Origin of the sequence: Orientia tsutsugamushi str. Boryong (genome assembly GCF_000063545.1) — a bacterium.
GTDB lineage: Bacteria > Pseudomonadota > Alphaproteobacteria > Rickettsiales > Rickettsiaceae > Orientia > Orientia tsutsugamushi_C.
On the sequence record NC_009488.1, the window covers coordinates 1,412,663 to 1,426,368 of the forward strand.

The 13,706-nt window shown below is 29.8% G+C and carries 10 protein-coding genes and 5 pseudogenes; 4 read left to right on the plus strand and 11 right to left on the minus strand.

What is annotated here, in order from left to right; genetic code table 11:
• Positions 1-4 precede the first annotated feature (4 nt).
• Positions 5-459, plus strand: a pseudogene (locus tag OTBS_RS06750) (conjugal transfer protein TraD).
• A gap of 87 nt (positions 460-546) precedes the next feature.
• Positions 547-1,125, plus strand: coding sequence for a hypothetical protein (locus OTBS_RS06755; RefSeq protein WP_011944262.1), 579 nt, complete (start codon positions 547-549; stop codon positions 1,123-1,125).
• A gap of 77 nt (positions 1,126-1,202) precedes the next feature.
• Here OTBS_RS06755 and OTBS_RS06760 read toward each other — a convergent pair whose 3' ends face one another.
• Positions 1,203-1,778, minus strand: coding sequence for an HD domain-containing protein (locus tag OTBS_RS06760; RefSeq protein WP_011944724.1), 576 nt, complete (start codon positions 1,776-1,778; stop codon positions 1,203-1,205).
• A gap of 100 nt (positions 1,779-1,878) precedes the next feature.
• Positions 1,879-3,480 (minus strand): ATP-binding protein, encoded by a 1,602-nt coding sequence (locus OTBS_RS16795; protein WP_011944723.1) that lies wholly within the window; start codon positions 3,478-3,480, stop codon positions 1,879-1,881.
• A gap of 1,163 nt (positions 3,481-4,643) precedes the next feature.
• On the opposite strand from OTBS_RS16795, the gene OTBS_RS06775 reads away from it, so the two are divergent.
• A complete protein-coding gene (locus tag OTBS_RS06775; RefSeq protein ID WP_011944903.1) occupies positions 4,644-6,512 on the plus strand; it encodes a hypothetical protein in 1,869 nt (622 codons plus the stop codon).
• 969 nt (positions 6,513-7,481) lie between these two features.
• A pseudogene (locus tag OTBS_RS06780) lies at positions 7,482-8,294 on the plus strand (DNA adenine methylase).
• 3 nt (positions 8,295-8,297) lie between these two features.
• Here OTBS_RS06780 and OTBS_RS06785 read toward each other — a convergent pair.
• From OTBS_RS06785 to traF, 9 genes and pseudogenes are all read right to left on the minus strand, one after another.
• Positions 8,298-8,801, minus strand: a complete 504-nt coding sequence (locus OTBS_RS06785) for a hypothetical protein (RefSeq protein ID WP_011944266.1) — start codon at positions 8,799-8,801, stop codon at positions 8,298-8,300.
• A gap of 81 nt (positions 8,802-8,882) precedes the next feature.
• Positions 8,883-9,098 (minus strand): annotated as a pseudogene (locus OTBS_RS10490) (bifunctional (p)ppGpp synthetase/guanosine-3',5'-bis(diphosphate) 3'-pyrophosphohydrolase); the annotation flags it as partial.
• A 227-nt stretch (positions 9,099-9,325) separates the two neighbouring features.
• Positions 9,326-10,708 (minus strand): annotated as a pseudogene (locus tag OTBS_RS06795) (replicative DNA helicase).
• A 75-nt stretch (positions 10,709-10,783) separates the two neighbouring features.
• Positions 10,784-11,032, minus strand: a complete 249-nt coding sequence (locus OTBS_RS17960) for a DnaA N-terminal domain-containing protein (protein WP_232488979.1) — start codon at positions 11,030-11,032, stop codon at positions 10,784-10,786.
• A 14-nt stretch (positions 11,033-11,046) separates the two neighbouring features.
• Positions 11,047-11,448 carry a hypothetical protein gene (locus OTBS_RS17965; RefSeq protein WP_041621268.1) on the minus strand — a complete coding sequence of 134 codons (402 nt, stop codon included), beginning with the start codon at positions 11,446-11,448 and terminating at the stop codon, positions 11,047-11,049.
• A gap of 356 nt (positions 11,449-11,804) precedes the next feature.
• The gene (locus OTBS_RS17970; protein WP_332370165.1) at positions 11,805-12,092 is read right to left on the minus strand and encodes a hypothetical protein; all 288 of its coding nucleotides are present in this window, start codon (positions 12,090-12,092) and stop codon (positions 11,805-11,807) included.
• The gene (locus OTBS_RS17975; protein ID WP_332370164.1) at positions 12,089-12,331 is read right to left on the minus strand and encodes a hypothetical protein; all 243 of its coding nucleotides are present in this window, start codon (positions 12,329-12,331) and stop codon (positions 12,089-12,091) included. Before OTBS_RS17975 ends, OTBS_RS17970 begins: the two co-directional genes overlap by 4 nt.
• 102 nt (positions 12,332-12,433) lie before the next feature.
• Positions 12,434-12,652 carry a hypothetical protein gene (locus OTBS_RS06805; RefSeq protein WP_011944659.1) on the minus strand — a complete coding sequence of 73 codons (219 nt, stop codon included), beginning with the start codon at positions 12,650-12,652 and terminating at the stop codon, positions 12,434-12,436.
• 508 nt (positions 12,653-13,160) lie between these two features.
• Positions 13,161-13,469, minus strand: a pseudogene (gene traF, locus OTBS_RS14440) (conjugal transfer protein TraF); the annotation flags it as partial.
• Positions 13,470-13,706 lie beyond the last annotated feature (237 nt).

The following is a 13,706-nucleotide window of genomic DNA, read 5'->3' on the forward strand; positions in this document are numbered from 1 at the left end:
TAACATGGCAAATCTTATGCAGCAAAAAATTACTCTCCAACAAAAAAAGCTAAGCTAATCATGGATGAGGTTAACCTCAAAATCAAAGAACGTAAAATGCGTACTCGACGTCTTATCGAAATGGGTGGACTAGTCGCTAAGGCTAAGCTTGATCACTTACAGACAAACACTTTATTTGGTGCAATTGTTTCACTAAAAGAAACTTTAACACAACATCCAAATGTTCAGAATCATTGGACTACAATCGGTAAAAATATTTTTGATAAGGAACAGCAAAATAAAGCTGCTGTGATTTTAAAATTTTCCTCTGAACCAGATGAAAACACTAAGCGCTACATTCGCCTTCATGGCTTAAAATGGAATAGCTTTCGTCAAGAATGGTGCAGCAATGTTAAGGACATTGAGGCCTTAAAGAATGGCCTTCTTAATGTTCAGTATAAACTTGAGCTTGTGTATTAGTTTTTTAATACTTATACAACAAACACAGCTTGATAATTCAGCTAATGTAATTTATAAACCAGGAGTGTAATGCAATTTTAAATATATATGGTGGTTATGCGAATCAGTGATACTAGTGATTCTATTCAAATCTTACCTAACAGCAATAATTTAGCTGAGCTAACAAAATTAGTTTACAATTGTATATTTAACCATGGAGGTTATAATATTTTGTTCTTGCTTGGATGGAATAACAGCACATATCGATGCATTCAAGATAAAATTGTGCAGCTTCGTAATACTGAAACAGAAACAATTAGGGTTATACGTAGTACTCAAGATGATCTTCCTATATCCTTAGAATACTTTTGTGAAGACCAAAGCAAACAAAATGTATTATATACACAAGTAAGTTTTACTTTTAATACACTAAGATTAATAGTAGAGAAGTATTATTATGTATCTCTACGGTTCAAACCTTACAAATCTAGCCTAGCTATTGTATACAATAGTCACAGTGAAAATTTACAGAAACAATTAGATGATTTTTTTACTCAACAATGCATGAATCACAATGAAAGTAGCAAATGCATCCATCACAGTGAAAGTAGCATTAGTGTTTTAGATATTGATCAATTTAGAGATTTTGTAGGTGATATATTATTAATTGATGATCCAGAACGATAGTATATGTATTTCAAGCAGCAATGCTCCATTTTGCAAATATATAATGCTATGTATGCTAGTTAGAAAAAGTTTGCATTCTAACTAGCATAAAGCTCACAGTATTTATTTAGCTCTATGGCAATCTCTGGTAGTTTAAGGTATTGAGCAAGAGGTATAAATTCTTGCTGAGTTTCAATGACGATTTTTTGTCTTTTTTCATAAGGTTTTATTGATACAGTCTGAATATTATGGAATCGATCGAAAAGCTTAATTAATAATAGTTCTATTTTATTTTGCCTATAAAATGTTTGAATCATTTCTCCAGAACTGATTTTTTGATTATCCTTAATTCTGGTGAGGTCTGAAACCTGTTCTGCAATATTATTACCAAATTCTTGACTTATTATTTCTTTGGTTAGTGTTGTGTCTTCGAGTGTATCATGTAGTATTGCTGTAATAATTGTATCAGTTTCAAAGCTGTAGTCTGATACCATATAAGCTACTTCTAATTGATGTGTGTAGTATAGTTCTCCAGTATCTCGCTTTTGCTGACCATGATATTTTTGGGCATAAAATATAGCTTTTTCAACTTTATCAAGATCAATTTCAGTATTAAATCTTACGTTGGTTTCAAACAGCTTATTTAGTAAGCTTTCGCTATAAAAGTCTATCATTTTTCATCTCTAAATAATCTTTAATAAATTATACAATAAATTAAACTTTTTATATACTTCAATCTCAGATAAAAACTGTAAAAGAAGCGAATTAATTTGATTAAAAAAGTTGTACTGGAATATTGCAAGTAATGGTTGTAAACTTGTCTTTTTCACTCTCTATTTCCATTTCTCCATTAAGTTGATTAATAAGGTAATTTACAAACCATAATCCTGATTCAAGCATTAGCGGACAGTCTCTTACCAAGTCAAAATCAGCTAATTTAGCTTTTATATTCCCTAATTTTTCTTTTGAAATACCGCTTCCTTTATCGTGTATTCTAAATTGTAGTATGTTATCGCTTTTTATATAATTTTTTACAGTAAACAAATGAACTGTAATTATAACCTTGTAGCTGTGATTAAATCTAATGACGCTTCCTATTAATTGACTTAATATAGCTTGTAAGTGATCATTATTTCCAATCACAATATCCTTCATTTTGTACTGAAAATTGTAATTGATTTTTATATCTTTCTCTTTTGCAATGTCTTCTAGTCTCCTGACAGCATCCTTTACTAACTTTTGTATGCTAAATTTTTTTAAACATAAATTTTCATTCTCAATTTCGCTTCTAAGCGTGTAAACTACATCGTTACAGTACTCTTGGAGATTTGCTGATCGATTTAATATTGTTTTCAGCTTATCTTTATTTTTTGAATCACTTAACATGATCTCGCTTGCTAGCCTTACAATTTCACTAGTTGCAATATTAAATCTATATTTGATATTCTGTATCAGATTCACACAATATTCTTTCAATGATTCAGCTACCTCGACCTGATACTTAGCTTTTCTTAACTTTGTTATTATCTCTATATATTCATCGATATTCTCCCTTTCTCCATTTACCAACGTAATTAGCATTGAAGGGATTTGTACTATCCATTGGTTACTTATTTTTTTTTCATAACATTCGCCAAAAGAAGAGTTAAAACTAGTTATTGGAACTTCAAATGCAAAAGTTATGTAATTATTTTCCTCTTTTGCTCTTAGCCTTCCTTTTAGCTGATGTATAAGATGTTTAATAAATGCTAATCCTTCTCCTAGTTCTTGATATGTTACCAAATTCAAATTCTCTAGTTCGGAATTTATTCTTTCTAATTTTTCTTTAGAAGGGCTTAGTACTATATTTTGTACTGTAAATTGTAATATTTCTGAATACTGATTGATGTTAATAGTAATCTTGCTATGCTTACTACTATTTATAATAGCACTACCAATTAACTGGCTTATTACTGCTTTTATTCGAAAACTATCTCCAATCAGAACTGTCTTTATATCATTTTGAACATTTAGATTTATATTCTCATTTTCAAAATTTTTCCTCATTCTGATAACAGTATTATTTATTAGTGATTCTATGTTAAATGTTTCAATCCTTATATTTGTTGATGCTATGTATTGTCTAAATAAAAAAATTATTCCATTCAGAGAAGCTATTATATTTATCTTTTTTTTATCATAGTTATTTACGATTCGCCTAAAATATTGTATCCAATCTATGAGTTTTATGCTTACTTGCCCAGATTTTTCCAGCTGACAGTATAGTTTTTGCAATTCTGCATCTACCTGTTTTATTGTTGTGCTATTAATTCCTTCTGTAGATAATTTTTCGGTTAATTTATTGATTTTATTTTGACCTTCGTCTTCAATAGGCATAGAATTCTCCTGCTATTTAAGTTGTTAAATTGCTTCCTAGAGATTAAAAAGAAAATTTTGCGGTTTAAGTTTTAATCTCTATCAGAATATTATCTAAATCTTAAATCTCAGATAATATCAGGTATACAGTATCATTTCGATTTTTATCAGTACATGACTTTTTGTTATATTTATGAAATTTTTTTTCATAATATTACACATTGATGCGAAATTATCGCATTGTCATTTACATCTGAAAAAAGCAAAATATCTTTCAAAATGAGATATACAATTGATCCTGAGTTATAAAAGGACTTTGATAATTTAGTATATTAATTGAAAAAGTTCTGGACTTATCTTATTTGCTCTTAACTTAAACATCAGGTTCAAACACGTCTTTAAAACGACCTATAATATCTAAAATATAAAAATCAAGCGCTGTATTAACTAAGTCAAAATCTTTTTTCTCTATAGAATTAAGACACAAGCTTAGGATAAAGAAAAGTATGAAAGGTATAATCTAACAGTTCTGCAAAGAAAAATATTTTGTTATAACGTTTAATACACTACATTAAATACAATCTTAATTTAGAACTATGCATTTAACATTTACTGCTCTAATATTTCTAGCAAATATGCATTTATAATATCCATTCTTAATAATTGACTGTTTTTTGTATGCCTTCTATATTATACCTTTCATGCTTTCCATTATCCTAATAATCTGGCGTTTAAGAGCTTCTTAAGTTGTAATACTGCTCTGTTAAACAACTGTTTAAATATAAGTTAGGTATAAGAAATACAGCAAAACTTAAGAAGAATAAGTGTTATATCTCTTTTAATACTTATGTATGGCGTAACATATGTATTTTTGTACTTCTTTTGTTTAAATGCTTACTGAAATTCTCTATTAGGAAAAAAACTTAACTATAGAAATCATAGTAGTTCTTCTTGTTTTTTAGAGTTATTCTATCCGTATTTATATTTCTTCTTTAGTTTTATCTTTTTTTATTTTTTTGTAAATCTATCACTGTAACTCTTATTCTTCCTACTTCTCATTATTTTACTTATATCGAACTTGTGATAAATCAGATCCTAATCTTAACATTTCTTAACTTTTTAGTTGCGTTTTTTAATTATTCATAATATATATAAAAAAACTTTAAACTATAAGGTAACGATATATGGCAAATTTTATCCTTGAGTATATAGAAAATGCTCATACAAATATAGAAGCTAAAATTGAACAACAGGAATATGTCCAGCGAAAGTTGTTCATTATGACTCAAACCATAAAAACATCAGACTTTAATATAAAATATGCAATTGCGTACTTAACGCCGTATGATCAGCAACTTGTAAAACAAAAATTAATAACCAAATTAACTCCACTGTTTAAGGAATATTTTACAAAGTATGGTTGCGTTGAAGAAGTAAGCGAAAGAATGGCTGAATGGCTTATAAATCAAGAATCACAGTCTGATAAACCAAAGCTTATAGCATCAAATTTTGCCAACTTTTTTAACGATAATAAATTACAAAAGACTATTAAAAATAATATAACAAAGCTAACAACAGATACTCAGAATCTGTATAAAGGAATTTTTTGCTTAAAAGTTTTGTCACATATAACACAATCTTCACTACAAAATATAACTTCAGGCGCAATCGATATTTTAAAAACAGAATTAACACAGCGATTTGAAGAAGAATACTTGGTTGAATGTTTTATAGAATGTATAAAACCATTTATACACAAATTTGCATGTTTTTTTATTATGCGCACTGAAGGAGATGGACATATTGATATGGCAGATGAGTTCTCAGATGTTAATAGTTGTATAGAAGATATTTACAATTTCAAGTTTGATGAATCAGGCAAAAATGCAGTTACAAAAATGAAATCTGAAATAAATCATCTTATAGAACTAAATCATCTAAATAAGAATTTTTTTACAAGCTTAAGTAGTAAAATGGTTACATTTATAGAAAAACATAAAACACAACAGCCTAATTTCATTGCCATGAAAACAGACATTGAGACTGAAAATGGAAAAAGCAACAGTGACATTCAGTCAATACAATCTGATCAATATTGTGACTTGAGTTATATGGAAGCTGAAACTGAAATTGATACTGAAAGTGAAACTGAAAATGGAAAAAGTAACACTGACATTCAGTTAATGCAATCTGATCAATATTATGATTTGAGTTACATGGAAGCTGAAACTGAAATTGATACTGAAAGTGAAATTGAAAGTGAAAATGGAAAAAGCAATAGTGACATTCAGTCAATACAATCTGATTTATATTATGACCTAACTGATATAGAAGATCAAATAGAAGTTGACCTGCGAGATGCTGGATTGCTATCTGAAGACAATCTACCTCAATCTGAAAAATTGTCTGAAAACATTACAGAGCAGCTTAGATTGATACTTGAAAACCAACAACACGACTTAACTAATAGTAATATTGACAGCGACAATGAGATTATGTTAACAGAAGCTGCAGACTTAGTAATAGACGGACGGGTATTGAAAGATATTCCTCAACCTGCAAAATTTTCTGAAAACATTACAGAGCAGATTAGATTGACATCTGAAAACCAACAACATGACTTAACTAATAGTAATATTGACAGCAACAATGAGTTTCTGGTAAGAGAAGCTGAAGACTTGGTAATAGACGTATGGGTATTGGAAGATATTCCTCAATCTGAAAAATGGCCTGAAAACATTACAGAGCTGATTAGATTGACATCTGAAAACCAACAACATGACTTAACTAATAGTAATATTGACAGCGACAATGAGTTTCTGGTAACAGAAGATCAAGACTTGGTAATAGACGTATGGGTATTGGAAGATATTCCTCAACCTGCAAAATTTCCTGAAAACATTACAGAGCTGATTAGATTGACACCTGAAAACCAACAACATGACTTAACTAATAGTAATATTGACAGCTACAATGAGATTATGTTAACAGAAGCTGAAGAATTGGTATTTGAAAAGCTTCCTAACCATAATGAAATACCTGACTGGATATAAACTGCTTTTTATTAAGTAAAGATGAAACTAAAATGCTATACCGCATGTAGATCAGCCTGAAGAGTAGTCACTTATTGCGCTATGTTATCAGCACAGCCTCAATTTAATTATGTAATAGTAACACATAGTATTCTTGTTAACTAACCAGAGTTTGATATAACGGTAAGGAAGTATAAAGATAGTAAGCATTATAGCTCTTTTTACACTTATTATGCCTAAGGTTTTATATTTCTTATATCGAACTCATGTTATTAAAATTTGTATTAAATTTTTTTGTTCTGTATGACTATGCAAGTCATTAAAAAAAGCAAACCATTTTTCCTGTGAAACTGAAAAAATTTGTGTTGCTTTATTTTGTTTGTATAGGTTAAACATTCGATAGAACAAGTGTTTTGCTGCGCTTAAGACTTGTATATGCATACTTTACTCTTTAAAACCCCGCATAATATTTAACAATTATATATTTATTATTAATCTTGAGTTATAAATTGAGATAGCCTAAAATAATTAGGCCATTAGCAAAATGTAAAACGTAGCTATGGAGATAGCGTATTTTTAGATTTTTTTTGTTTATTGTTATTCTTATAACTAATAATCATAGCATTACTTTTGCTATTTGAAGTAGTAATTAAAGTGTAGCTAGAGATTCATTTGTACCTTTAATAGCAGATTATGAAGTTTTAATGAAATAACCTCTAGCTAAATATTATCTAAATCTTGAATCTCAGATAATATCAGGTATACAGTATCATTTTGATTTTTATCAGTACATGACTTTTTGTCATAATTATGAAAAATTTTTTCATCTTTTTTAAAGTAGATGCGAAATTATCACATTGTATCTCTAGCTTCAAAAACATCATTCAAAAAAGATTTATAAAAAAAGCTCTGCAGCAGTTATTATTACTAGCTTTAAGGCTTATTTTCTACTATAATTCATAGTAGAGATTTAATTAATCAAAAATTCTTGTGTCAATAGCAATTTCTAATGAACCAAAGCCTTTTCTTCACTGGGTTGGAGGCAAAAGGAGAATTGTTGCTAAACTAATAAAGCATCTTCCTTCAGGGCCATACTATAATTACTATGAACCATTCCTTGGAGGTGGGGCTTTATTTTTTCAAGTTAGGCATCTGTTTAAACAATGTTTTTTGTCTGATATTAATCTCAACTTAATTACTAGTTATAACGCTGTAAAAAAGAATCCAAATGAGGTTAATAGATTACTAAATCTATATCACAAAAACCATTCTGAAAATTATTACTATAAAATAAGGGACAATTATTATAGTAATGATCCTAACGATATTACTGCAAAATTTATATATCTTAATAAATATTCCTTTAGGGGAATTTATAGGCTAAACAGAGACGGCACATCCGCTCAAACATTTTCTGATAAGTAATATCTTAAGCTTCATATTTGCTCTAGAATAAACAAATGTAGTAAACTTTTAACCGATGTATCAATTTGCGCAATGGATTTTTCATTTATAGGGCCTCAACAAAATGACTTTGTTTATTTCGATCCTCCTTACCACCAATCAGGAGAAAGGTTCTACACTAGAGTCCCATTTGATGAAAAAGAGCAAATCAGACTACGAGATTTTGTTTATGAACTCAACAATAAAGGTGTTAAAATTATGCTTTCAAATAATAACACTACCTTTATTAAAGCTTTATACAAAGACCTCTTCATCACTCATATTGGAGTTACATACTCAATTAATGAACAACGCAATCTCGTTAATGGGCTAATAATTACCAACTATAAAACTTATTAGTTATTAAATGTGAACCCGCCATCCAAAACGTATATGAATAGGAAGTGGTCTATAGTTAGCCATTGTGCTACATTCAATGTCTAAATATGTATCTCTTGATAAGTTTATTGTTGTACCAACTCCTACATCTATACCAGTACCACTATCACCATTGAAAACTGATACTAGGCCACCTGTAACAAAAATTGATGCTTTGTTACCTTCAATTATATTGTAATAATAATTTCCTTGAACAAAGTTATCTCTACAGTTGTGATGCCCAATAAATCCTAATCTTATATCCATTCTGTGCCGATCTAATCTATAACCAATTCCAGCTTCTAATGTATCGTAGTTAGTAGCAATACCAGTTGAAAATTTTATATAGAATTGTGAAGTATCAATACTAACTTTAGAAGTATTGAAGTTTACATTATTATTCGCTGTACATATTGATGGTGAAGATAATACAACGAATGCTAATATAACAGCATAACACGGTTGTAAAAGTGATTTTAAAATACTCATATCAGTATCTATCTAATTTAATATTTTTATAAAGTTAATGTTAATTATACTTTTTGTCAATTCTATTTCCTAGAATTAATCTATTGTATCTGTTTCAAAGCTGTGGTCTGATACCATGTGAGCTACTTTCAATGGATGTGTATAGTATAGTTCTCCAGTATCTCTCTTTTGCTGGCCATGATATTTTTTAGCGTAAAGTATTGCTCTTTCAACTTTATCAAGATCAATTTTGGTGTTAAATCTTACGTTGGTTCTGAGCAGCTTATTTATTAAGCTCTCACTATAAAAATCTATCATTTTCCATCTCTAAATGGTTATTAATAAATTATACCATAATTCAAACTTTTTGTATACTCCAATCCCAGATAAAAACTGGAAAAGAAGCAAATTAAATTATAAAATTTTTGATTCAGTTATCACGAACTAACCTTAAGTTGTATATCTCTGGTGTTAATGAGTAAAATTTTGCTGTAATTTTTTTTTTTGGACCAGCATTTTTTCATTTATGCATAATCTAGTGTTTATTAACCTTGCTGAGAGTTTTTAACAATATTGCCAAATTTAGAATACTGATTAGTATAGTGTAACTTCACTGTACCAACTGGCCCATTACGGTGTTTAGCAACAATTATTTCAGCAGTATTATGACATCTATCTTGTTTAGCAATCCATTCCGTATATTCTGGCGTTCCAGGAGCTGGCTCTGATCTAGATAAGTAATATTCGTCACGATATATAAGCATTACAATATCGGCATCCTGTTCAATGGAGCCTGATTCTCTTAGATCTGATAGCAACGGCTTTTTATCAGGCCTTTGTTCAACAGCTCTAGATAATTGTGATAATGCAATTATTGGAATATTAAGTTCTTTTGCAAGTGCTTTTAGGCTTTGAGTAATTTCAGAAATTTCATTTACTCTATTATATTGACTTCTATTTGAATCAATCTTAATTAACTGCAAATAATCAATAAATAATATTGCTAAATTATGAGTGCGTTTAAGTCTACGAGCTCGTGATCTAATTGCTGATATTGAGATTGCAGGAGCATCATCTATAAAAAAATTCCACTTTTGTATTTCATTTTGTACAGTCTTTAACTTATCAACATCTTGTTCACCTATTTTACCGTTAAATAATGCAGAGCTATTAATTTCAGATTCTATAGAAAGAATTCGAGTAGAGATTTGCTGAGATGACATTTCTAAAGAAAAGAAGCCAACTGATGGTACATTATCTTTAGTATTTTTTTGAGTAAGAAAATATTTACAAGCATTTATTGCTAAGTTAACTCCTAAAGCAGTTTTACCCATTGAGGGCCTGCCAGCTAATATTATTAGGTCAGAATTTTTAAATCCTCCAAGCTTTGAATCAAGGTCAGGTAGTCCACTACTAATACCGTTAATAGAGTTTTTATTTTTAATAGCAGATGAAATTGATGTCCATGATTCTTCAATTGAAGTTTATAATTTTATAAATCCTTGACTTAAAGTTCCTCTTGAAGCTAGATCATATAATTGAGATTCAGCAGTTTCGATCTTACTGATAGCTGTATCTGCTAAAGTAGAAGAATATGCATTCGTTGCTATTTTTTCTGCAATTTCAATTAAATAACGCCGCAGTGCGAGATCATATACTATTTTGCCGTATTCATTAACATTAACTATACTTAATGCTAAAGTTGTAAGTTTAGCTAGATAATCTACTCCACCTATTTCCTCAAATGCGAGTTCATTGCCTAGCATATTTTTGAGCGAAATTACAGTAGCACTAATTCCTTTACTAATAATGAGATTAATTGACTTATATATTTTACCATGTAATGGTTCATAAAAATGTTCCGGCAGTAAAAATTCGTTAATGTTATATAGCGCACGATTGTTAATCAGAATTGCCCCAAGTATCATTTGCTCTGCTTAAATATTATTTGGAGCAATCTTTGCAAGATCTTTTTCCATATCACTCTTTAAATTTTATTAAAATTATTCGAACTTAACTAACTCAAAAGAAAACCCTTGAGCTTTAAAAGCGTACTCAAAATCTTTCAGATAATTTCCTCTGATGTAACTATCTTCAAATTCTGTTTTTGCTTTAATGAATATTTTTTTATTAACATTATCTTCATTTACAACTTTTAATTTACTAAACCATATTTTATCAATAACTTGCTCATATTTGTAATGTTGAAGTATGTATTTTCGTACTTTGTACCAAGTTGAGTTGGAGTCCAATTGTTTACTCAGATTCAAGAGATACTCTTCTTCATTGATTTGTTTCTGTGAAACAGTTTTGAGTTGCTCAAATGGTGTAACTTGTAATTCTTGTCGTATCCATATACATCTTGTACAGCTTGTAATATCTTTGATCTATCACATTCTGTTAGTGTAATATTTTTAAGCAACTTAACAAAAAACTTAGTTCGAACTGCTGGCCCAAAACTACAAGAAGTCAAAATTTGATAAGCCATAGCTGCTTCAAAAGAACCAGCAATTTTATGCTTCAACTGGCTTTCCTTACTAAGATTTGTCCTTGTTTCAATTTGCGCAAGATATTTTTCCTTATTAAATTTTTCTACGTTATCAAGTCCACAGTTGTCACTATTTGCCTGATCAGTAGTTCGTAATTCATTTGCTAACGCTTTTGCCATATAGTTTAGAACTGATGCCTTACCGCCAAAATGATAATTCGAATATTGATCTGCTAGCTTTAATAGTAATTTGTTGATAAAGTATATGTTAAAACCTCTATCAGACTTATGTTGCAGTGTAACTACATCTTCTGGTGTTAGTTGGGTAAAAGTCTTCTAGCCTGTACCTTTTGAACCATTCTTTTTTACCATTCGAAGACTTGAGAATCTTTGTTATTAGTGATTCAATGTCTTTATTGCGATTTTTAGTTGAAGTCCGTATATCATTTTCAAAATCATCAACATTTTGAAAATTTTGTTCTTCATTTTCATTTTTGTTATTCTCTACTAACTCACCTTCAGTAGATCTAGATATTTTAGATTTTTTTTATATATCTATATATGTCCCTGAAAAAAGTTTCAGGTTGACCTGAAATTTCTTTCATGTTGGGACGAAATTTTTTTTCTGGTAAGGCTATATTTTCTTCTTTTCCTTTTTCACTATAGTGCTGAAAATTTTTCAGAATTTTTATGCAAGGAACATTACGTAACTTAACATTGTCTTTAATTATTGTCCTATTTTCAACTTCAATAAAACCTGCATCTCTTAATTCTACTAAGCATTGCCTAACTCTTCTTTGACCAACATTCAGCTTTATCTTCATAAAAGTTGATAACTTTCCTGTAATTCATCTATATCTTTGTTGTAATAGATATGTAGTCTAAATACTATGAATGATAAAAGCTGTTTAGATGTTTTACTTAATGCTTTTCCATTATCTCCACTTAGCTTTCTCCATTCTGGTGGAATGATATTTCCAATAAAGTTATAAAATATTGTGTCATTATTGTTACTATTATTTTTAATAATATTACAACTATTACTACAGGGCGCATTTTTCATCTCCAAAAATACAGCTATAGTAGGTGTTTTAGAAAATAATTTTTTTATAAAATTACAGTCAAATTTTTGTTCAAAAGGTTGAAAATAGGTTGAAAAAAATTTTTATGCCAAACATATATAAATCTTCATACTTATACTATCTGCCTTAGAAGACCAATTTTTCCTATAGCACATCTTTAAATCAATGATATGTCCAAGATTATTAAACTTTATGTCTTGATTTAGATTATTAAACTTTATGTCTTGATTTTTCGATGATAGCAACTTTATACGCTCAAGTTTCGTTAACCATGTATTTCTGTCTATGCTGTGTACAGCCATTGTTTCCCTCTTACGTTCTTACTTTTCTGCTAACCCTTCGGGCTCCACCCACATTACTGGATTTCATCACTACTATGGCTAACTCAGCCATCCTTACACCATCTCCAAAGCATCACTTGTACTTTGAATACTTACTTAATTACGTAAGAGTTATAAGGACTTCTCAAGTTGTGTCATTAATCTTTACAAACTCGCTGACGCCTGTGACCCCGGTGGTTGAAAATTTTTGGATTTTTACTAGTTTGACCTCCAATCTTCTTTTGCCTACTATGTAGTCTAACATATCGGCTTCCACTACATCTCACTTTCAGGGCTATCACGTTCACCATTTGGTTTCGGCTCGAATGTTTCACTGTCTACGCTTTACTACTGTCGTTACCTTCAGCAGCACAAGACTCGCTATATGGTGGATCTAGCTTCTCCTTCCATAACTGGACTTTCACCAGTAAGATTAATTCACCTTTTCTTGACGCACAGACCGAATCTTTTACGTCTATTTCGACATTTATCAGCAATAATTTTGAACTACCTTAACCAGTTTCGAACGAGGTCTAATATTGTCGATAATTTTATCATCAGAGATTATGCCTCTAGCTACTGAATATATTTTCTTACCATCGCTAGCTACTAGATATAACACAGGTACAACATGCTTAGGGTTTAGTTTATTCAGCAACTCATTATTCTTACTGACGGCTAGCAACTAAAATGCATATTTATTAGCAAAGTTCTGAACAATAGGAATAAAGGCTTTACAGAGCAAGCAATCTTGTTTAACTTGTAAAATTAATCCTCAGTTTTTAGCTAGATCTTTTAGATATTTTATTTTTATCTATATATGTCTCTGAAAAAAGTTTCAGGTTGACCTGAAATTTCTTTCATGTTGGGACGAAAATTTTTTTTCTGGTAAGGCTATATTTTCTTCTTTTCCTTTTTCACTATAGTGCTGAAAATTTTTTAGAAGTTTTATGCAAGGAACATTACGTAACTTAACATTGTCTTTAATGATTGTCCTATTTTCAACTTCAATAAAACCTGCATCTCTTAATTCTAC